Raw genomic sequence first — 22664 nt, forward strand, 5'->3', positions numbered from 1 at the left:
AGAGGATTTTACCTTGTTGCAGTTAATTTTAACAAATAAAAAGCGCCCTAAAGCGCTTTTTAGCCATTTAAGCGTTAAATAACACCTAATTCACGCAGACGTTCCATCAAATAACTATCGGCTGTGTAGTTTTCTGATAGTTTAACCTCTGGTTTAGGATGCAAAAACAGTGGCAAAGAAACTCGGGCTTTGGTCATATCGCTGCCTTCAGGGTTTACCACTCGGTGGCTGGTTGACGGGAAGTAGCCACCAGAGGCTTCTTGCAACATATCACCGATGTTGATGATGATATTACCAAAGTCGCTAGGAACATCTATCCAAGAGTCATCTTTTAACTGTACTTGTAATCCAGGTTCGTTTGCCGCTGGTAGCACCGTTAGTAAGTTAATATCTTCATGAGCTGCGGCGCGAATAGCGCCGACTTCTTCATCGCCAGACATTGGTGGGTAATGCAGTACGCGAAGCAGTGTTTTTTGGCTGTCTTCTATCATCTTTGGCAATGCCATCGAAAACTTGTCTTTAACCTCTTGTGGAGAGTATTGCTCAACCCAATCAAGCAATTCTGCAGCAAGGCTATTGGCACTGTCGTAGTATTTCAGTATGTTGGTTTCTAGTTGTTCTGGAATACGGCCCCATGGGTAAACATGGTAGTACTCTTTAATATCTTTGACTGTGTGACCTTTGGCTGTTTCTGATATTTCAGCAGGGAAGAATCCATCTTGAGTTTCTGGCTTAAATAGAAAAGCTCTTTTCTCTTCAGTATTAAAGAAGGCTTGCCACTCGCTGTAGATATCTTCAACCAGTTGTTTGTCGATAGGGTGGTTGCTTAACACGCCGAACCCTGTGTCTCGCAGTGACTGTACAAATTTCTCAGCACTGTCTGCTGCTCTGTAATCAATTGTCTCTAGTTTCATATTCTCTATTCTTATTTTTAGTTAACCCGAGGCAAGTTTAGCGGCGCTGTTATATCGACGCAATCATCGGTGAGCTAGATCACACTTACTATTGTTTTACACAGTGAAAAGTGACTTGTTATATATGGTTATTACGATATATATTAATGTGTTAGCAATTAACATACCCCTAGTACTATACTGTTAAATAATTTTAATTTATTTAACAGATGAATAGTAATCACATTGTTTTTTAGCATTATTGACCGAAATAGTTCATCTTTATGTTATCTGCTCGGTAAGGTTAATCGGGCATATAAACTAATTTAACAATAGATGAATGTAATTTGTTTTATCTAAGGTCTATATGATCAAGTCATTCGGTATAGATAGAGTAGTTCTCATGCGCAAACTAACAGATTTTGAAAAACAGGTAATAGAACAAAAGGGCACTGAAAGACCCTATAGCGGCGAGTTTTATCAGCATGATGCACAAGGGGTGTACTGTTGTAAAAAATGTGATGCTCCCTTATATCGCTCTGAGAGCAAGTTTAATGCTCACTGCGGTTGGCCTGCCTTTGATGATGAAATTAGCGGAGCGGTAAAACGCAATATTGACGCAGATGGTCGTCGTGTCGAAATAGTGTGTGCTGAGTGCGATGGGCACTTAGGCCACGTGTTTGAAGGCGAATTTCTTACCCCTAAAAATGTAAGGCATTGTGTTAATTCAGTTTCGATGACTTTTAAGGCTACAGATGAGTTGGAGACAGCAGGGGGTAAGAAGGAACTAGCTACATTTGGCGGAGGTTGTTTCTGGTGTACTGAGGCTGTTTTTAGTGCTTTAGAAGGGGTGAAGTCAGTTGTATCAGGTTATGCTGGTGGCAGCGCAGTTGATGCTAATTATCGAGCGGTATGCAGTGGCATGACAAGTCATGCTGAGGTGGTGCATATCGAATTCGACCCGGATGTCATTAGTTATGAAAGTCTGCTGCAAGTATTTTGGCAAAGTCATGATCCCACCACGTTAAACCGGCAAGGTAATGACAGTGGGCCTCAGTACCGCTCTGTTGTCTTTATTCATAGCGATAAACAAGCAGAGCTTGTAAATGGGATGATTAACACCCTGACCAAAGCGGTTGTTTGGCCGGACCCCATTGTGACAGAAGTCTCTGCTTTCGATGGTTTCTATCCTGCAGAAGATTACCACAATGACTATTTCGAACTTAACGGCGAGCAGCCTTACTGCCAAATAGTGGTAAAGCCCAAAGTCGATAAAGTTAAGGCGTTATTTGCTGAGTTGCTTAAAAGTAAGTAGACGAAGTTAACTTACTCGCTATATCGGATACGAATAGGCCTACAACAGACCTTATTGTAATTGAGTTGAATTGTTTTATTTTTGTTTGGTAACGGTTTGAATTATGTTGCTAATCATTTATCATAACTTTCAACAGTTAGGTTAAATCTTTAAGGGTATATGCAAGCGTTTAGCCAAAAGTCTTTCAGTTGCTTTTTATACTTGTGCCACCCTGAAATTACAGCGCATTTATTAGCCATCAAATTGGCTAATAATTCATTTAGTGAGTCACAATTAAAAGAATTAATTAACCGACACCGGGTGTGGAATGTTGTCGCTCGAAATATCAACAAGCTAGAAGCTGGTTATTTTTCAGATGAATTTTATGCTTGGCTGAAGCAAACTAATGCGCAATGCAAGCGTAATACACTGCAACAGTTTAAAGTTCAGAGCCAGATTGCGGCTAAGTTTGACCGTTTAGGCATCAGCTATCGATTCTTTAAGGGCAGCGATTTAGCACTGCGTTTGTATGGTGATTTAGCGGCTCGCTCTTCAAATGATATTGATCTATTGGTCGCAGAGGCTGACGTCATTGCAGCCGAAGCTACCTTGCTTGAATTTGGCTACAGCGCCATGTATGGACTGTTTTCTGACTCATGTATTGCATCAAAATTGCATAATGAACGCAGTAAAGACAGATCTTATAACGCCAAAAACTTACCTTTGATTGAATTACATTTGCGGGTCGGAAACATTGAAACGGAATTCACTAAAACCGTTACTGATACGCTGCTTAAAAAGACTAACTCATTAAGTGTGATTGAGTACCTATATTTATGCTTTCACGCGATGAGAACCAGTTGTCACCGCATTAAATGGCTGGTGGATATAGCGAGTTATCATGAAGCGCTTAATCGTCACGATCCTAATTGGCACCATAGCAAGTGGATACTTGCTGAACGCTATGGCTTGTTGCAACAAGTTATATTAATGGAGAGGCTATTAGCGAGCTGTTTTGCTTTATCCGTGACTGCAGAGCCTTCTAGAAGAGTTAAAGTGTATGAGCGACATGTCATAAAAACATGGCAATCGCCATGTAAAGGTAGTGGTGGTTTTTTAAGTGTTGTGCTGTTGCCTTTTTTGCTGGAAGGAAGCTATAGAAACCAACTTTTGATGCTAAAGCACTATTTTATTGGCGTAGATCATTTGGATAAACCATTTATTAATCAATTGGCAATAACTGATGGTCGGTTTGCACGAATATTAATCCCCGTTAGAAAAGTATTGCGGTTATTTAAGTGGGCCAAGAGTTAATGAAATCAGTTTTCTTAGTACTTAAACGTAAGTTTGTATCATTTTTAAGGCGCGGCCTTTTCTTTAAGGTTGGGTTTATACCCACTTGGTTTCTTCTGGGAGCCGCTAGAGCAATGGTATTAGTTTTTGCTTTTGCTCGTTTAGCGCCTTTTTTGGGAAGGAAAGTGGATAAAGAAGCTTGGGACCAACCTATGCAACCGCTCAATGTGAGCTGCATAAATAAGGCGCAAAAAATATCAAGGCTGATTGTGACAACAGTTCGCTATTGTCCATGGAATGCAAACTGCTTAGCACAGGCCATTGTTGCCAGGTTTTGGCTCGGAGTTTGTGGTGTGCCATACCGCATATATTTTGGTTTGCGTCGTGACAATACTGGGTTGAAGGCACATGCTTGGGTCTGCAGTGGAAGCGTTTTTGTCTCAGGGGGGAATGGTTTTAAGGAGCATAGTGTAGTGGGGTGTTATGGCGTTAACAATGAAACTACACTAGGGGATAAATAATGTTCTCACTTCCCAAGCGGCTGAAAGCTATGCTTTTAAGACGCCGGCCCCACTTTAGATATAGCTGGCGATTTTTGTTTGCACACGGCGATATTGCTATTCATCGAAAAATAATGTTTGTAAGCTTTAGGTCAAAGCCCGTCCTAGCTTTAGTGTTTTTATATCAATTGTCTGTATGGCTTATCTATTGGCATTGGCGAATTATGTTTCGCGCGATGAAAATCCATTCCCAAAATGCAGAGCTTGCTATTAGCCAACAAGTGATTGGAATATTACGAGCAGGCTTAGGTCAGGGAATTAGTGCGTTTGAGTATTACCATTTCCAGCTCTATAAAAAGCCAGCTACAAGTTGGTGGCAGTATGTGTTTGATTATCAACTGCCATATTTTCATTCCGTATATCAGAGGTGTGAGCCTACTGCAATATCTAAGCAATTTATGCTCAATAAAGGAGTGTTTGCAGATACCTTAAAAAGTGCTGGCGGTCGTTCTGTAGCGACGCTTGATATTATCGAACTAAATGAGCCATGGCCTATAAACGATTGGTTAAATTTGTCTCGCCGTGTATTTATTAAGCCTGAAGGAGCGTCGGGTAGTAAGGGGTGTGTCTGTTTGTATGGGACTGACAATTGGCAATTTGAGTATCAAGGTGGTGTTTATTCAGGGGAGGCTGGACTGCTCGCATTAAAGGCACTTTTACCTAAAGGTAACTACATCATTCAACCATGTTTAGAAAATCATCCGCAACTGCACGTATTACAACAAAGCAATAAGGTTATTACGTTACGTGTCGTCACTTGTTTTGATGCGGACGAACCGATCGTGGTCATGGCGAACCTTGAGCTAAATAATGATTCAAATCAGCGGATGGATATTTTTGCGATTAATACCCATGACGGCAGGGTGCAATTTGATGATTGCTTTAGCAACAAATGTGATTTTGATAGCAGTATCCCGATAGTATTACCCCATTGGGGTGATGTGCTGGTAGAGGTGGTTAAAGCGCATCAACTATGTAGTGACATACACACTGTGGGCTGGGATGTTGTGATAACCCGTGATGGCGTTTTTCTGTTGGAAGGTAACGTTAATTGGGGGATGAATGTTATGCAAATGGTAAGGCAACAGCCATTATTACCGCTGTTGAAAAAGGCGAGTTCACGATATTTGCAATCATATTAGTAAGCTGGCTAGCTGCGTTGTTATTGCTTCTCCATATTCTTTTGTTGAAGTAAACCTTGATAACTCAGGTAAAAGCATATTGTAGCTATCACATTGGTGTTGTAACACATGATTGAGTTTGAAAAACGTTTGTTGCTGAGCAAATAGTTTAACGAGATGGCGACGATAGGTGAAGCGGTGCAATTGTTTAAAAGAGTCAATACGGCTTATTTTTGTTATGTTTGCTTTTGAGCCTTGGACACGCTCTGAAGAGATATAAATACATTTGATAATAGGCTGAGCTTGCTTCGCGAATCTTTCATCAGGGATGTCCCAACCAAGTTTGTTAACACCTGGTGCGGTGGTCGATAATGCGTTGATGTTCTGCCCCATAGCAACAAGCTCAGCGTGGCTTAGCTTGAAACGCTTATGTGCGGGGTGTACACATAACTGATTGTTATGGTTGTAATGAAGGGCCACTATGTCGTCAGTATATACAGTCTGTTTTGCTTGGATTAGCGCCGTAGCCAGTGTACTTTTTCCTGTTCCGCTATCAGCTAAGAGTATTATTGCACCTTTAGGTGTTGCTAATGCTAAGCCGTGCAGTGGGATTTGGCCATTGAGGTGCAATAAGGTGCCCAGTCCAGAGCCCAAAATAGCGGTGATCGCGTGAGATTCAGTTAAGTCAGGATAAAAGTTGTAACTAATTTTTCGCTGTTTTTCAATCAGCAGTGAGCCGAACAATGGCTGATTGATTAACGCTTGCTCACCATTGAACTGAAGATTTCTATTGCTAGAAATAACGTTAGATAAAGAGAGTGGAATGGGGGCTGAAGATATCTCTATATTCGCCTTTTCGTGTGTTTTAGCAGCCGGAAGCAGAAGCTTGGTCTGTACTGATAAGCCGTAAAGTTTGTAGGTATTTGTTTTAGTCACTGAATACTGAGGCCATTTGGGTTTGATGGCGAAACATAGTAATAGAATAAGTTAATAATGGAAAATGAATATTAAGGGAGATAGATTTTAATGTGGCTTAATTTGCGGCTGATTTATGGTTACTTAGTTAATTTATGGAAGCAAGCGCCTCGGTTGCTGTCAATCGCTTTCGGTTTACTACTACTAAGTAGTATTACCGAAGGTATTGGCATTTTAATGCTAATACCAATTCTAAATGTCATGTCGGATCAAAGTGGCACGCTGCCCTCTTGGTTGGCAAATATCAAAGGCATTGAGTCGCTGTCGCTATTGTCGGTGTTAGTGGTGTTTTTTTTACTGCTATTGTCACGTGCAGTGTTGATTTTTTTCCGTGAAAGGGTGATGAGCCGAATTAGGCTGCAAACGACAGATGCATTACGTAGCCAACTGTTTGAATCATTTCTTTATGCCGACTGGACGAGTCGCTTAAGTGCTGCAAAACATCAAGAACTTGAACAATTAACTAGCGGTGTTAATAGAGTCGGTATGACAACTTTTTACATTTTGAAGTTGGCCATTGTCATCACCATGTTTGGTGCATATGTGGTGGTATCGGTATTAGTGGCACCTATGGCGTTGATTTTGACGAGCCTAGTGGGGATATTGTTGCTGTTCATTTTTCGCCGTGTGTTTACCTTGGCAACTCAGTTTGGTAAGGGGTTAACCAATAGTAACCAGCAATTATATCAGCGGGTACTTTTTTTTCTTAATGGCATGAAGTCAGTAAAAGCAGGTGCTTACGAGGTTGAACAACTGCAGGCATTTGAAAATAGTCAGTATGATTTAAGAAGTAATCAGCAGACGTACCTTAAAGCAACCACCCTAAGAGTTTTAGGAGTCCAATCTGTTAGTGCGCTTCTCATTTGCTCATTGGTCTATTTAGGGCTGAATTTTTGGCAATTCGGCATTACAGAGCTCGCGGTGTTTGTCGTGATGTTCAGCCGAATGATGCCGATGTTTAACGAAGTGCAGACCAACATTCAACAGCTACTGCATATGTTGCCAGCTTATAACGATATTAAGCTTACTATCGATAGCAACTTACAATCTAGTGAACAAGGTGCTAGCGCAGAAGTCGCTTTTCCCAAGCGCAGTTTAGCTCTCGACAAGGTCAGTTTTAGCTACCCGCAGCGCAGCGTTACACTCGACAAACTGTCAGTAACATTCCCGCTAAATCAGATCACCTTAGTTTCAGGGCCATCAGGGAAAGGAAAAACAACGGTGATTGACATTTTGGCCAGTATTCTCGTGCCAAGTGGCGGAGGCCTTTTGTTAGATGATAAACCTTTGCGCTTGGCGCAACGCCGTGCTTGGCGGCAGCAGATAAGTTATTTATCGCAAGAGTCATTCTTGTTTAACGGTAGTGTAAGAGACAATTTACTGTTTGGCGAGAGTGCAACTGACAGCGAGATCTGGCGTGTATTAGACTTATGCCAAGCTGATTTTGTGGCGGAGTTACCGGAGCAACTTGATAGTGCAATTGGAGAGGGAGGTGGGCAGTTATCTGGTGGGCAACGCCAACGACTGGTCTTGGCCAGAGCATTATTGCGCAAACGTGCACTGCTGATATTAGATGAAGCCATGAACGCTTTAGATGCTGATACTGAAACAAAGATATTGCGAGTATTGCAGCAGTTACGCCCCGAGATGACGATAGTGATGGTGAGTCACAGCGAGCAAGCTCGCGACTTCGCCGATTGTGTGGTGAGACTGCCCTAGCCAAAATGTGGCAGGGCATGCTCGTTTTCTCGTCATAAGTGCTGTTTACTGTGGTTTATTCGCATGCTAATCACTGCGCTTACTGCCTGTTATTGGCTGTTGGTTAATCTGGTGGGGTTAAGCTGATAATATGTGGACAAGGCGCTATATCCGGTTGTTCTAAATCTTGTATTGTCGAGCTGTGAGTGAATGTTTGCACTGCAAAACGCTTGTTACTATGGCGAGTGCTTCAGTGCCCTACAAACTGATGTAGCACTATTTAATCGCAGTATTGCGTATAACCAGTGACTTGCAGGCGCTTGCTATCCTTAGGTATGCAACTCAAAATTTTTCATGATGCTTATAAAGGAGTGAGTTGCCATACATGCAGTTTGGTTGTTAAGGAATAAATGCTTTGCTCCACTTCAATAAGCTTTGACAAGGCCTAACACACGGCTAAAGCAGCATTTTAACTGTGTCGCTGATTGACCGAACAAGCTCTCTAATGCGGGGGGGGGATAAATGTTGCCAGAGTGTTTGTGTGGTGTTGCGTTTTATCCTGTTTAAAGTAAGATATCTTTGACCCAGTCAGTGAGTGTACTGAACCTATAACATATGACTGGTAGACTGAGAAACAGATTGATAAATAGAGTGAATATTAGCTTAAGGAAGAGGATGACATATGAACCCAGATAACCCCCAGCAAATCGAAAATCAAGTTAGAATGTCGAAACCACAATGGGTTAAACCACAGATTGAATCACTTGATTTGGATGCGACAGAAGGGAAAGCATTTAATGATCCTTCAGAGTTTCCAGTATCTTCAACCGGCCCATCTTAAGCAGCTTAATCGCGGTAATTGCTAGAGAGTTCGTACTGCCACTGAGCTAAACCTTTAAGCTAAAGCTCTCGGTTAAAGCGCTGGGCGGTTGCCAGCACGAACTGCGTGAACTGCTTACATTAGTTAGGCTTTAATGGTTACAAATTGCTATTACAGGCGTTTACGCCTGTAATAGCTGGTGTGTCAGCCTAAACGACACTTGTGTTGTTAGTCAGCGGATTGAACAATATCAATAATAAATTAACGGAGAGCATGAAACATGTACCAAGATAAACAAACATCAACTATCAACCAAGCGGTAGCGCCCAAAGCGCAATGGCTTAAACCACAGATAGAATCATTAGATTTAGGCGCGACAGAAGGGAAGACGTTCCTTTCAACTTCGGAGATTCTACCATCAATAGGCCCATCTTGAGCTGCTTAATAGCGGTAATTGCTAGAGAGATTGCCCTACCACTGAGCTAAATCTTTAAGTTAAAGCGCTGGGCGGTTGCCAGCACGAACTGCGTAAACTAACTAAGTTAGGTTTCAATATATTACAAATGGCTCTGGCGCGGCGTTAACAGTTGCCATAGTCAGAGTGCCGGCTTAAACGGTACTTATGTTGTTAGTCAGCGGATTGAACAATACCAATAACAATATCAATAATAAATTAACGGAGAGCATGAAACATGTACCCAGATAAACATCAGCTGCTAAGCAAGCCCTAGCGCCCAAAGCGCAATGGGTTAAACCACAGATAGAATCATTAGATTTAGGCGCGACGGAAGGGAAGTTTAGCACTGTACCTCTTGAGTCGGGCCCAACTACTTCTGGCCCATCTTGAGCTATTTTTATGCTGTTTTAAGTTATAGCAGGTTGGCTTAGCCAGCTGCATTTTTTTGAGGCTAGTACCTCAAGCTGCGAGCGTTATTAAGGAGATATAACATGTTATTTTCCCAGAATTCGGCACTTAGCTGTGCGCCAATGGGGGAGGAGTTAGTGATGATGGATGTTGAGCAAGGTCAGTACTTTGGTTTGAACCCAATAGCCTGCGCTATATGGCAGTTGCTTGAAACACCAAAAAATATTGACGACTTAGTAACAGCATTAATGCAAAAGTTTGAGGTGTCTGAGGCCGAGTGCCGGCAGGACACAGAGGTGTTTATAAAAGAGTTAATGGATAAAAAATTTATTCAAGCTGAAGTGTCAGCACAATAAGCGACTTTAATACTATTAGGCTATAACTATCTCGTGTATTTTTCAATTTATAACTTAACGATTAAAAGTGACATCCTACTTTTAAACGCAATCACTGGCTCAAAAACTGATAACCCCGATGTAGTCGTCAAACGTGTTGATAATATCGTTGTTGATTTATCGCAAATGCAGCAAGTGGGCGCTTACTGTTGGTGTGCCCCTGATGCGTTGTTTTTATCTATTCCCAATGTTGCTCAATGCCATATTTATGACGGTCAGTGTATCGATATTGCGCTAACGGAGTCAGCAGATTTAGGTCTAGTCACAGCTTACATACAAGGCTATTTTCTTGCCATTATTTTACAGCAACGTAAGAGAATGGTACTGCACGGCACGACTTTACAGAAAGGGGGGCAAGCGATAGCAATATGCGGCGCCAGTGGCATGGGAAAGTCGACGCTTGCGATGGCATTAATTGGCCAAGGTTGGCAGTTAATTGCAGATGATGTATGTGCTTTTGATGAACAAGGTCAAGTTGTTTCGGGCTGCTTTGAGATTAAAATCTGGCCCGATGTCATTAATGCTTTATCTTTAGATGAACTCCCGGTATTCAGCTCTGGACTTGAAAAAAGGCAGCTCACGTTTGCCAATCAAGCATGTTCTGCCGATGAGGCGGCGCCATCTTACCCACTAGCCGCTATTTACTGTTTACAGACTGATGCTGAGCAGAACGCTATCGATGAATATAAGGGGATGCAAAAGTTTGCGCCGCTGAAGATGAATGTTTATCGAACACAATTTATGGCTGCGATGAAAACTGAAATTGACTTCATGAAAAACTGCAGTGCTTTTATCAGCAACATTCCAGTGTTTAAACTGTCCCGCGATAAATGCAAATTAAGCAAGCAAGGTCTAGAGGGTCTATCCAGTTTAGTTATCAATTCATTGCAGAGTAAGGTTTAATTATGTCCGCAGGTATTATTTGGTTAGCATCTTATCCTAAGTCAGGAAATACTTGGCTTAGGAGCTATATTTTTACCTTACTGCAAGATAGTAAAGAGCTACAACAAATAGATATTAATGAATTGAAAACCGGGGCTATCGCCAGTAGTCGCTGTTGGTTAGCAAATGGCCTTGGACTCGATCTTAGTCTGCATAGTGAAGCTGATATCGCTAATTATCGGTCTGATGCCTACCATTTTATGAACCGTAACCTCACTTCAGTTGCCTATCATAAGATACATGATGCTAATTTTCCTGTGCAAAATGGCAGGTTATTGTGTCCTGTTGAGGCTTGTTTAGGTGCTTTGTATGTTGTTCGTAATCCATTAGACGTGGCGATCTCTTTCGCTAATCACATGGGGGTATCAATCGATAAAAGTATTGAGTCGATGGGAAAGCCTAGTTATACCTTTTCTGCCCGCAAACATAAATTTAACTCGCAAATAAAACAAAACTTGGGCAGTTGGAGCGAGCATGTTGAATCATGGATTGACTGCGATATTGATAGATTGCTGATCCGTTATGAAGATATGCAGTTTGATTCATTGACGAGTTTTACTGCAATTAGTCAGTTTTTACATTTGCCCAGTGATGAGTCATCAGTAATAAAGGCGATTGATTTGTGTCAGTTCGATAAGCTAAAAGCGCAAGAGCAGTTAAATGGCTTTGTAGAAAAACCCAGAAAATCAAGTGCTTTTTTCCGTAAGGGAAAAGTCGGAGATTGGCAGCAGGTTTTGTCGCAACAGCAAGTCGAACGTATTGTAAACGACCATTTTGACGTTATGTTGAGACTTGGATATATCGATGCAGACCGTAACCTAACTCAATTGTGCCATGCTCGCGAGCTAGTTTGCTGAGGTTTTAGATGAGTACTATCCATTGTGCCGTTGATTGGCACGCCCCCGTTGATAAAGAAACCATTTTTAACATGCTTGCAGCCAGTGATTATTGGCAGCCTGATTTGGTTAGTTATCTAAATGTCGATGGCTCCACAGGTGTATCGTTCGCTAAGGCTTGTTTGTTTAATCGACCACTTTCTGAACGAGATACCGTCATCGTTAATGACAATCAATCGTTGTATTTGGTCGCCAATGCCCATTTAGATAATCGAACCGAGCTGGCGGCAAAGCTTGTTATTAAGGATATTTCAAACCTAAGCGATGGCGAGTTAATCATACGAGCTTATGAACATTGGGGCGATCAAACCGCAAGCCACTTGTTGGGTGACTTTGTATTTATTCTGTGGGATAAAAATAAAAAACAGCTTTACTGTGCGCGGGACCATTTTGGCGTAAAATCTTTGTTTTTTGCCATCGAAAAGGGAAGAGTTATTCTGTCTAATGAGCACAAGGCGCTGCTTGTTGATGGGGTAAACACGAAGAGAACCTTGAGTTTTAAATGGCTGGCAGCTAATTTTTTCCCTTTTTCTGAAGCAGAATTTTGTTCGCCTTTCGAAGCCATTGATTCTTTGCCTGCTGGTCACCAATTGATTGTGAACCAAAGTGGACATCAAATTATTCCATATTGGACGCTAAATTCTGCCAAACTCCCGAAATCAACCGACGAAGAGTATATTACGCAGTTAAAGGCGCTGTTTGCTCAAGCCATTGAGCGCCGTTTGGTATCCATGTACCCGTTAGCAGCTGAGTTAAGTGAAGGATTAGATTCTAATGCGGTGGTGGGCTATGCAAGTCGTCAGTTAGGCGATAGTCCTCTTTATACCATGTCTTTCAATGGCGTGGCGCTTAACAATCAGAATTCTAGTGAATGGCAGCCAGTGTATCAAGAGCTGTTTGATGCTTGCAGTTTATGGCCTAATGTCACTCCTTTATGGACGGATGACGATGCACCTATTTTTAAGGCTGGCGCCCACAGTGAGCATTTTGGCGGTCCATCATCAATGAGTTCTTGGTTTGATCCCCGTTGCCGTTTAGCCAGCTCGCAACAGTGCCGCACTATATTGTCGGGTTGGGGAGGAGATCATTGTGTGAGTGGCTATGGTGATGAGTATGTTCACGAACTCTTCTCGAAGGGCAAATTGGTGTCTTTACTTCGGTTAATGAAATTCCGGCGTCAACGTGGTCGTAGTGGTAAGCCATTAAAAATGTTAACGGCGATGACTATAGAACGGCTATTTCCGTATGTTTATCAAGGTATATTAAAGAAAGACCACCCGATAGTGGCACAGCTGAAACTGTTCGCCAATAATTCAGTATTGAAAGGAGTGGACAATATTTACCGCGACCGATTACTCAAGAAAGCAGAGGATATTTATAGAAGACACTCTGTTAAGCAGAGGGATTTTAATGAGTTAATCAAGGTGGGTGTACAAAATCGGATAACGCAGACTGAACTCTGCGCTCGAGTCCAACGCTGTGAATTTAGATACCCATTACTTGATAAAGATTTAGTGGAGTTTGCTTATAATTTACCGGGCCATTTAAAATGTAAGCATGGTATTGAACGCTATATGTTTAGGGAACTGCTGAAGGGGTACACAACAGAGCGTATTCGTTTAAGAGCTAAGGCTGATGTGCTTACGTCTGGCAATATGCGGTCAGTTAAGTTAAATGTAGCGAGTGATTTACCTGCTGTGATCCAAGATTGGTCTCCAGAGTTAGACAGTCTTTTTGAGTTATCACAGCTCGAATCTATAGCTAAAAACTCTCCTCATGTTGCTGTTCGTAATCTTCAAGTCATCAAATCATTGCAGAAGTATCTAAAGCAGGATGCTATTCGGCTGACTAGTACTTAATATATTGCAGCGTGTAGTGATGTTATCTCTGGTTAATAAGTGCCACTGTCGTGAATAGTTCTATAACGACAAATTGAAAACAATGTATTGGACATTAACAGGGTCAATCAAGTCGATGGCGTTAGTGGTGTTGAGAGTGCTTTGTATTGAACCGAACTATAGTGGTATTGCGTCAATCTACCTTTAGTAGATTAATTGTTGCAAAGTGGATTGAATTATAAACAAAAAAGACGAGCTAACAGCTCGTCTTATTTTATGACTAGTAGCCTTGATGTTTATTAATCGAGTTTATCGTCGGCAACTTTGTAATGCGGATCTTCGATTAAGTTAACTTCAACCAAATCGCCTGCTTTATGCAATAATTCTTTACAGTCATTGCTTAAGTGACGAAGATGCAACTTCTTACCTGCACTGACATAACGCTCAGCAAGGGTATCAATAGCATCAAGTGCTGAGTGATCACATACACGTGAGTTTTGGAAATCCACAATCACGTCTTCTGGATCCGTCTTAGCGTGAAACAGCTCTAAAAACTCAGCAACAGAACCGAAAAATAGTGGGCCATTAAGTTTATATACTTTCCTGCCATTTTTATCTTCACTGATCTCGACGTTGATGTGTTTTGCATGTTCCCATGCAAACACGAGTGCCGATACGATGACACCAACAAATACTGCGAACGCCAGATCGGTAAATACGGTTACGATAGTCACTAGGATAATTACAAAAGCATCGTGCTTAGGTACTTTGCGCATCACTTTAAAGCTAGCCCATTCAAACGTACCCAATACCACCATAAACATTACGCCAACAAGTGCTGCCAGTGGGATCATTTCAATCAGCGATGAACCAAATAAAATGAATGCAAGCAGTGCAACAGCGGCAGTGATCCCTGATAAACGGCCACGTCCACCAGAGTTAATGTTAATCATCGACTGACCAATCATCGCACAACCACCCATAGCGCCAAAGAAGCCACTAGTGATGTTACCGACGCCTTGACCAATACACTCTTTGTTACCACGGCCACGAGTACCAGTCATCTCATCGATAACAGTCAACGTAAGCAAGGACTCAATAAGACCTACAGCAGCAAGAATAAGTGAGTAAGGTAAGATAATGTAAAGCGTCGCTAGGCTAAATTCTACCGCTGGAATTGAGAATGTTGGTAAGCTACCAGCAATGGTTGCGTGCTCATCACCACTCATTGATTTCAAGAAATCCAATACAGTACGCGTATCTAGATTTAAGAATGTCACGAGTAAGGTAACCGTTAAAATGGCTGCTAATGATGACGGTATTGCTGTGGTTAGCTTTGGCAAGAACTGAATAATCGCCATGGTTAACGCCACTAGACCTAACATCAGTAGCAACTGATCTTGCGGTAACCAGTTCATTACGCCATCGGCGCCTGGTGTTTGAAACTGGCCTAATTGTGCTAAGAAGATGACAATGGCTAAACCATTTACAAAGCCTATCATAACTGGATAGGGCACAATTCGAATAAACTTACCAAGCTTGAACACCCCTGCAGAGACTTGGATTAGACCTGCAAGCACAACAGCGGCAAATAGGTACTGTACGCCGTGCTCAGCAACAAGAGCCACCATGACGACTGCCATTGCGCCAGTAGCACCAGAAATCATGCCTGGGCGACCGCCAATAACAGCGGTGATCAATCCCATAATAAAGGCGGCATATAATCCGACCATAGGCTCGACACCTGCAACGAATGCAAATGCAACCGCTTCAGGGACAAGAGCAAGGGCGACAGTGATACCAGAAAGTAAGTCAGCTTTTGAACTGGCAGTTTTGTGACGAATGAGATCGAACATTTAGCCTCTGTTAATTAATTGTTGAATTGAAATAAGGCGCGCATACTATCAAAATTAAGCCTATTTTAACATAAAAAAAGCCATGCTCTTCAGCATGGCTTTTTAAATACAGCTTTACTCTAGATTAGGTGCGAGACATATCCGAGTTAGCGCTATTTGCAACACGTGGTTTCGCATCGTCATTTTTCTCAGATGGTTCATATTGGCGACCTGTTGGGGTTTCAATATTCTCTCTGACTTCAACGACAGGTTTAGTCATTTCTGACATTACCATTGAACCAAAACGACTCGCAGGTTTTGCTTTTGCTGCTGGTTTTGCTTCAGAAGCGACTGGCTCTGCAGCAACCTTTTCGACAGCTTTTGCTTCGGTAGGCTTAATTGCTGCAGGCTTTGCCATTGGTGCTGACGCAGCTTTTGAACTTGCTGCGGGTTCTGGCTTGGCTTCTGCAGGCTTAGCTGCTTCAGTTTTAGTATCAACAGGTGCTTTAGTTTCAACTACCGCTGCAGTTTGCTCTACTTCAGCTTTTACTGGCTCAGTGACAACAGGCTTTTCAACGATTGTTTCAGTAACGGCTGCTGGTGCAGGCTCTGCAACTACGGCTGATTCAACTGTTTTAGCTTCTGGCGCTGAAACCGGTTGCGGCTTAACATTCGCAGTAGGCTTGAAAGCAGGCGAAGTATTCATCGCAGATGAACTAGCTACAGAGTTGGCTTTTGCTGGCTGTGCTTTTTCTTCTTTAGCTTCAACAACTACTTCGACTTGAGCAGCTTCAGTCGTTTCAACTTTAGCTTCAGCAACAACCGGTGCGACAGGTGCTTCAACATGAGCTTCTATCGCTTGCACTGATTCAATCTCTTCATTGGGAGTAAATACAGCTTCTGAGCTATTTTCATCACCTTGCTGAGTATCTTCATCACGACGACGGCGTTGACCTGCAGCGCGAAGGTGACGAGGACTACGACGACTTCTACGTTGACCTTCACGAGGCTCGCGAGATTTATCATCTGCAGACGTTTGCTCAACGTCAGCGGCTTCAGTTGCTTCGACAGGCGCAGATACTGACTCGGCTTTCGGTGTGACTGGTTTCGCTGAACTTGTTTCAGTATTAGCTGCTTTATCATTTGCGACAGTTTCTACATTAGCTGCAACCTCTGTAGTCACTTCAGTGCTTTCAACCGCTTCAACCGCTTCAACCTTCGCTTTAGGCTTACGAGGCTGACGCTTAGGACGAGCCGGCTTATCGTCAGCTTTTGCTTGCACTGGCGCGGCAGTATTTGCTACAACTTCTTTTACTTCTTCTTGCTCGTTGCTTACACGCACTTTACGACGCATGTTACGACGTTGACGACGCTCTCTTGCGGCCTCTTGCTTAGGCTCGACATTTTCCTTGTTAGCTTCTACTTGCTTACGAGGTTTCTCATTGCGCTGTGGACGTTTATTTTCATCCTGAGCTTTAGAGCGGTTGTCGTTAGCGTCATTTCGATTGCTCTTATTACGCTTGTCTTTATTTTGCTCACTGTCATTACGATTTTCGTTACGGCCTTCGTTGCGGTTACGACGAGGATCATTACGACGATTATTGTTACGACGGTTATTGTTACGTGACTGACCGTTACGATTACCCTTGTCTTGCTTTTTCGGCTCAACTTTAGGCTCTTCATTGCTAGAGAATAGCGAACTGATTGCAGCGGCAATCTTAGCAAATAGACCTGGCTCGGCAGGTTTAGCCGGTGCAGGTTTTGCCTCGACTTCAACGGGTGCTACTTTTTTCGGTGAAGAGAAACCTTTTAGTGCTGGCTGTGGCGGTGCAGCGCGCTCAAGCTTGCGAGGTTCATATAGCTTGGCTTCTTCTTGCTCAAGCAGCTTGTAGCTAGATTCGCTGATCTGATCATCTTTACGATGACGAACAACACGATAATCTGGTGTTGTCATGTTTGGATCTGGGATCACATACACTTCAACATTGTGGCGCTCTTCAGTGATGCGAATCGCTTTACGCTTTTCGTTCAACAGGAAGGCTGCGACATCAACAGGTACAATCGCTTCAATCTGCGAAGTATTCTCTTTAATCGCTTCCTCTTCCATCAAGCGTAAGATAGATAGTGCAAGTGATTCAGTACCACGAATGGTGCCTTGTCCGTGACAACGTGGACATAGGTGAGCGGCAGACTCTTCTAGGGAAGGACGTAGACGCTGACGTGACATTTCCATCAAACCAAAGCGTGAGATACGGCCTAATTGGACGCGTGCTCGGTCATGATGTACTGCATCTTGCATACGCTTCTCAACTTCACGTTGATGGCGAACAGGGGTCATGTCGATGAAATCGATAACCACCAAACCACCTAGATCGCGTAGACGTAATTGACGTGCAATCTCATCAGCAGCTTCTAAGTTAGTGTTCAGTGCCGTTTCTTCAATATCTCCACCTTTAGTTGCACGGGCAGAGTTAATATCGATAGACGTTAGCGCTTCTGTTGGATCAATAACAATTGAACCGCCAGAAGGTAAACGCACTTCACGTTGGAACGCGGATTCAATCTGCGTTTCGATTTGGAAGTGAGTAAATAGCGGAACTTCAGCTTCGTAACGTTTAATACGCTCAACAAAGTCTGGACGTACCAATGAAACATGCTCTTTAGCTTGCTCATATATACGTGGGTGATCAATGAGGATCTCGCCAACATCACGACGTAAGTAGTCACGAATAGCACGAACAATCACATTACTTTCTTGGTGGATTAGGAAAGGAGCTGGTGCACTTTCTGCAGCTTCTTTAATCGCAGCCCAGTGATGCTGTAGAACCTTTAAGTCCCACTTTAGCTCTGCTGGATCTTTACCGACACCGGCTGTACGAACGATTAAACCCATACCTTGTGGAATATCAAGTTCAGATAATGCTGCTTTTAGCTCTGTACGCTCATCACCTTCGATACGACGAGAAATACCGCCAGCACGTGGGTTATTTGGCATTAAGACTAAGTAAGAACCCGCAAGACTGATAAAGGTTGTTAGTGCAGCGCCTTTATTGCCACGCTCTTCCTTATCAATTTGAATGATGACTTCTTGGCCTTCTTTAACCACTTCCTTAATGTTAGGACGGCCTTGAAAAGAGTAACCTTTAGGGAAATATTCGCGAGCGATCTCTTTAAGTGGCAGGAAACCATGGCGATCAGCGCCATAATCAACAAAAGCAGCTTCTAAAGACGGCTCAACTCGAGTGATCGTCCCTTTATAGATATTGGCTTTCTTCTGTTCGTGACCTGGGCTTTCAATATCAAGATCGTATAATTGTTGCCCATCAACTAGGGCTACGCGCAACTCTTCAGATTGAGTCGCATTGATTAACATCCGTTTCATGATGACTTAATTCTTCTTTATAAAGGTCATCAAACGATACTTCTTTCACTGCATTACGGGCCTAGGATTAAAAAACAGGACCTCACGGCCAGTCTCTAGGCAAGGTGCGCATTTGCTGTTAGACGCATTCTCTGCGTGTCGCATCCTATTTATGGCTTATTTTTTAATGTTTACAAAAACAAGGAATTCGTTGTGAAAACGTCAACCAACCCCATAAATTCTTAAAATACTTTCCAGTAATGCCAATTCGAAATGGTAGCGTCTGACGACGAGTTAAAATTATTCTTCGAAATTGGGGCGTTTAGAGCAGAGAAACCAGTTGTAAGTTGGGTTTACGTTTTGATTTAGTCGTGAAGGTCCACTTATTGACCTTTTTATTGATACAACGACCTGTAAATCAATTATTTACTATCAAACTGTAAACATTTTTAGTCTCATGCTTTAACGTATTGCTCGGGGGACTTGTGAACACTTTATCCACTAATTATCCCCGCTAGCCGGAGAAATATAGCAATAATAGATAAAATCAGCAATTGAAAAGGCACAATTCTTTTCACTTGTTGTACAATACGTCGCAACGAAACACATAGCGGCGCAGCATGAATACTCCATCTCCAAAAGTAGAAGTTCGAATGGTTACCATTGATGAAGACCATACCGGACAGCGTATAGATAATTTTTTATTAACTAAATTGAAAGGCGTGCCAAAAAGTATGATCTATCGGATTGTACGAAAAGGCGAGGTTAGGGTTAATAAAAAGCGCATTAAACCAGAGTACAAATTACAAGATGGCGATGTGGTTCGTATCCCTCCTGTGCGCGTCTCTGAGTCTGAAGGTAGACCTGGGCCGTCGGCAAAACTAACCAAAGTGTCTCAGCTTGAAAACCGAATAATCTACGAAGACAAATTCATTATCGTGCTGAATAAACCGTCAGGTATTGCTGTGCATGGTGGTAGCGGTGTTGATTTTGGTGTGATTGAAGCGATGCGATCGCTGCGAACCCAACAAAAATTTTTAGAATTGGTACATCGCTTAGATAAAGATACATCTGGCCTGTTATTAATTGCCAAGAAACGCAGTGCACTTAAACACCTGCATGATCAGCTTCGCTATAAGAAAATGCAAAAGGATTACCTTGCGCTTGTTAGAGGTGAATGGCAAAAGCATGATAAGGCAGTCAAAGCACCATTATTAAAGCTGACGCTTAAGTCTGGCGAACGTATTGTAAGAGTGAATAAAGAGGGTAAAGAATCTGAAACCCGCTTTAAAATTATGCAGCGTTATAGCGATGCAACACTGGTACAGGCAAGTCCAATTACCGGTCGTACTCACCAAATTCGCGTGCATTGCCAATATGCTGGTCATCCTATTGCTTGTGACGAGAAATACAGTGAACAGAAATTCGATGACTCTATGCGTGCCCATGGATTAAACCGTTTGTTCTTGCATGCCGCGCAGCTGCGATTTATTCATCCGGACACCGATGAAGTGATGCAGGTTAAAGCGCCTCTAGACCCTATCTTAGAATCAACTTTGAGTAAGCTTAAAAAAGTATGAAACCCTACGAGTTAGTTATTTTTGATTGGGACGGAACCCTGATGGATTCTGTCGGTAAAATTGTTACCTGCATGCAGCAAATGGCTGGCTCACTATCGATGAGTATTCCAAGTGAACAAGCTGTGCGTGACATTATTGGTTTGTCGATGGATGAAGCACTTAAGACACTTTACCCTCTGTTAGATAAAGCTGACTTTGTTCCAATGATTGCATCATACAAAGACCATTACTTAACGCTCAATACCACGCCAAGCCCGCTATTTGATGGTAGCGAAAGACTACTAACTGAATTGGCTGCAAGAAACTACCGTATGGCGGTGGCGACGGGGAAAGGCCGAAACGGTTTAAATCGTGTGTTAGCAGAAACTGGCTTAGGTCATCATTTTGAATCTAGTCGCTGCGCCGACGAATCGAAAAGTAAACCCAACCCTGATATGCTGCACGAGCTTTTAGAACAACTAAAAGTAGCCCCCGAACGAGCGCTGATGGTCGGCGATTCTCTGCATGACTTAAACATGGCTAACAATGCGGGCATTGATGCAGTAGGGGTAAGCTATGGAGCTCATAGTGCCGATAAGCTTATTACTGCCAAGCCTAAGGCTATAATCACAGAGCCACTAGCATTGCTATCGGTACTCAAGTCATAAATGTTCCGAGCATTGTCGTAAATGGTATTTGCTATTATTGCGCAAGCCGTGAGCCAGATTTCGCTCTGAACATATTGCTGTCGGCTTGATTGATGTGTGAAGAGGCTGCAGCTGAGTAATCTGTCACTAAGTGGGTGCCTATACTGGCACTTATCTTAATCGTGCAGTCCTCAATTAACACTGTCCGATTCAGTGCTTGGGCGATTTTTTCACCAAATCCCCTCAAAGTAACATGACTTGTTTGGTCACAGACTACGTCGGTGACGATGATAAATTCGTCTCCTCCCATTCTTGCAATCGTATCTGCATTATTGGCTGTGGCTTTTAGGATCTCAGCAACTTTCTTTAGCACTAAGTCACCAGTGTTATGGCCAAAGTTGTCATTAATTTTTTTAAAATTATCAAGATCAAGGTAAACAATCGCAATTTTTTTTCTATCAGATTTAATGGCTTTCAATCGACAATCTATTTGTGAAAATAAACTCCGTCTATTTGCTAGACCCGTTAGACAGTCATGATCTGCTAGGTACTCAATTCTCTCTTTAGCTTGTTGGATCTCAGTAATATTATGCGCCGAGATAATGGCACCTTTAATGACGCCGTTGGCATCGTAATAAGGGTTGTGATGCACATTGATAAAAATTGCTTTATCTTGCGAAGGAGGGTGAACCCAGATCTGATCAATAAGCTCCTCACCTGAGAAACACCGATCGAGTAGCGGTTGTATTTTCGACTCAAAAATAGCTTGCCCGTGCAGTTCTGCTACATGGCTACCATTGATTTCATCAGAATCCTTGTCGAATAGAGATTCATAGCCTTTTGAAACGACTTGATAGTAGTAATTGGTATCCACGAACGACATGAACTGTTTTGAAGACGATATCATTTCTCGGTTTCTCTGCAGTTCTTTAACAACAATATGCCGATGGTATTCAACACCAATTCGTTGCGCCAATAGCCGAAAAAATTTGTTCGATTTATCATTTTCTTCTTGAGGGTGGGTGTCTAGAACAAAAATATGGCCAAAAGGTTGTCCCTCATTATCTAGGATCAGCTCTGCTTGGTAGCTGTGAGCACCGAGTCGTTGGATTAACTCGAAATTAGGGAAATATTTTTGCAGATTATTATAAATGAGGTGACGACGATGAGAGCATTGCAAATACATTTGTTCACAGGGTGAGTCTGCCATCTTAAATTCAAAGCTTGGCAAACTCTTTTTACCATCGCAAAATGCGACTACCTCACCTAAGCCTTGCTTGCTCGATGGACGGCCAAAAGCAGCCCAGCGACATTGTGTTATTAAGGCTAAAGCTTTTAATGCTTTAGGGAAAAAATGTTCATCAGTACAAGGTGCGGCTATTAATGCTAAAGCTTCTTCAATGTCTGTCATAAACCAACCTTATCTTCCTTAATAAAGCCTTAGCCTCACTCATAGAGTGAGGGACTACACATCGCTAACTTGGGTTTGAGCAGACTTTTTATGAATTGGGATAGTAGAATAACTCTAGTCGAGAACAGTTAGTCTTGCTGCATATTTAGGGGCTGTGGATCTTTCACGGTTGTTTTTGCCGCAGTTTATTGGCTATTTTGACAAGGCGGAGGCTATGCCGTTTAGTTATTCTCCACAAATAGTCTACAACACAGTAAAAAT

General features: G+C 42.4%; 18 protein-coding genes. 13 read left to right on the forward strand and 5 right to left on the reverse strand.

The features are described 5' to 3' along the window. Positions 1-74 precede the first annotated feature (74 nt). Positions 75-914: an isopenicillin N synthase family dioxygenase gene (locus AB4135_RS09005; protein ID WP_371992180.1), complete on the reverse strand. Its 840-nt coding sequence runs from the start codon at positions 912-914 to the stop codon at positions 75-77. Positions 915-1296: 382 nt separating this feature from the next. On the opposite strand from AB4135_RS09005, the gene AB4135_RS09010 reads away from it, so the two are divergent. The 4 genes from AB4135_RS09010 to AB4135_RS09025 all read left to right on the forward strand — a co-directional run bounded on the left by AB4135_RS09010 (position 1297) and on the right by AB4135_RS09025 (position 5182). Beyond that, positions 1297-2208: a bifunctional methionine sulfoxide reductase B/A protein gene (locus AB4135_RS09010; protein ID WP_371992181.1), complete on the forward strand. Its 912-nt coding sequence runs from the start codon at positions 1297-1299 to the stop codon at positions 2206-2208. A gap of 243 nt (positions 2209-2451) precedes the next feature. Next, entirely contained in the window at positions 2452-3501 is a 1050-nt protein-coding gene (locus tag AB4135_RS09015; RefSeq protein WP_371992182.1) for a nucleotidyltransferase family protein, read from the forward strand. Next, on the forward strand, positions 3501-4001 hold the full coding sequence (locus AB4135_RS09020) for a lasso peptide biosynthesis B2 protein (RefSeq protein ID WP_371992183.1): 501 nt from the start codon (positions 3501-3503) through the stop codon (positions 3999-4001). Before AB4135_RS09015 ends, AB4135_RS09020 begins: the two co-directional genes overlap by 1 nt. Before the next feature lie 215 nt (positions 4002-4216). Next, the gene (locus tag AB4135_RS09025) at positions 4217-5182 is read left to right on the forward strand and encodes a sugar-transfer associated ATP-grasp domain-containing protein (protein ID WP_371992185.1); all 966 of its coding nucleotides are present in this window, start codon (positions 4217-4219) and stop codon (positions 5180-5182) included. Here the strand turns inward: AB4135_RS09025 and AB4135_RS09030 are convergent. After that, entirely contained in the window at positions 5174-6097 is a 924-nt protein-coding gene (locus AB4135_RS09030) for a hypothetical protein (protein ID WP_371992186.1), read from the reverse strand. The genes AB4135_RS09025 and AB4135_RS09030 overlap by 9 nt on opposite strands. 90 nt (positions 6098-6187) lie before the next feature. Here AB4135_RS09030 and AB4135_RS09035 point away from each other — a divergent pair, with 90 nt between their 5' ends. From AB4135_RS09035 to AB4135_RS09065, 7 genes are all read left to right on the forward strand, one after another. After that, positions 6188-7855: an ATP-binding cassette domain-containing protein gene (locus AB4135_RS09035; RefSeq protein WP_371992188.1), complete on the forward strand. Its 1668-nt coding sequence runs from the start codon at positions 6188-6190 to the stop codon at positions 7853-7855. Between the two features lie 661 nt (positions 7856-8516). Further along, positions 8517-8675 (forward strand): hypothetical protein, encoded by a 159-nt coding sequence (locus tag AB4135_RS09040; protein ID WP_371992190.1) that lies wholly within the window; start codon positions 8517-8519, stop codon positions 8673-8675. A 259-nt stretch (positions 8676-8934) separates the two neighbouring features. Further along, positions 8935-9090, forward strand: coding sequence for a hypothetical protein (locus tag AB4135_RS09045; RefSeq protein WP_371992192.1), 156 nt, complete (start codon positions 8935-8937; stop codon positions 9088-9090). A 512-nt stretch (positions 9091-9602) separates the two neighbouring features. Next, entirely contained in the window at positions 9603-9875 is a 273-nt protein-coding gene (locus AB4135_RS09050) for a PqqD family protein (protein ID WP_371992193.1), read from the forward strand. Between the two features lie 33 nt (positions 9876-9908). Continuing rightward, positions 9909-10817 (forward strand): HPr kinase/phosphorylase, encoded by a 909-nt coding sequence (locus tag AB4135_RS09055; RefSeq protein WP_371992195.1) that lies wholly within the window; start codon positions 9909-9911, stop codon positions 10815-10817. A 2-nt stretch (positions 10818-10819) separates the two neighbouring features. Next, entirely contained in the window at positions 10820-11713 is an 894-nt protein-coding gene (locus AB4135_RS09060) for a sulfotransferase domain-containing protein (RefSeq protein ID WP_371992197.1), read from the forward strand. A gap of 8 nt (positions 11714-11721) precedes the next feature. Next, a complete protein-coding gene (locus AB4135_RS09065) occupies positions 11722-13611 on the forward strand; it encodes an asparagine synthetase B (RefSeq protein WP_371992199.1) in 1890 nt (629 codons plus the stop codon). Between the two features lie 278 nt (positions 13612-13889). Here the strand turns inward: AB4135_RS09065 and AB4135_RS09070 are convergent, their stop codons facing one another. Both AB4135_RS09070 and rne read right to left on the reverse strand, forming a co-directional pair. Continuing rightward, entirely contained in the window at positions 13890-15446 is a 1557-nt protein-coding gene (locus AB4135_RS09070) for a SulP family inorganic anion transporter (RefSeq protein WP_371992200.1), read from the reverse strand. A 124-nt stretch (positions 15447-15570) separates the two neighbouring features. Beyond that, complete coding sequence (gene rne, locus AB4135_RS09075; RefSeq protein WP_371992202.1) at positions 15571-18807, reverse strand: ribonuclease E; 3237 nt, start codon at positions 18805-18807, stop codon at positions 15571-15573. 599 nt (positions 18808-19406) lie between these two features. On the opposite strand from rne, the gene rluC reads away from it, so the two are divergent. Then, positions 19407-20366: a 23S rRNA pseudouridine(955/2504/2580) synthase RluC gene (gene rluC, locus AB4135_RS09080; RefSeq protein WP_044555928.1), complete on the forward strand. Its 960-nt coding sequence runs from the start codon at positions 19407-19409 to the stop codon at positions 20364-20366. Then, positions 20363-21013, forward strand: a complete 651-nt coding sequence (locus tag AB4135_RS09085; RefSeq protein WP_371992203.1) for an HAD family hydrolase — start codon at positions 20363-20365, stop codon at positions 21011-21013. Before rluC ends, AB4135_RS09085 begins: the two co-directional genes overlap by 4 nt. A gap of 34 nt (positions 21014-21047) precedes the next feature. On the opposite strand, the gene AB4135_RS09090 is transcribed toward AB4135_RS09085, so the two are convergent. Further along, on the reverse strand, positions 21048-22403 hold the full coding sequence (locus tag AB4135_RS09090) for a diguanylate cyclase domain-containing protein (RefSeq protein ID WP_371992205.1): 1356 nt from the start codon (positions 22401-22403) through the stop codon (positions 21048-21050). Positions 22404-22664 lie beyond the last annotated feature (261 nt).

This window comes from Shewanella sp. 10N.286.54.B9 (assembly GCF_041468565.1).
Lineage (GTDB): Bacteria > Pseudomonadota > Gammaproteobacteria > Enterobacterales > Shewanellaceae > Shewanella.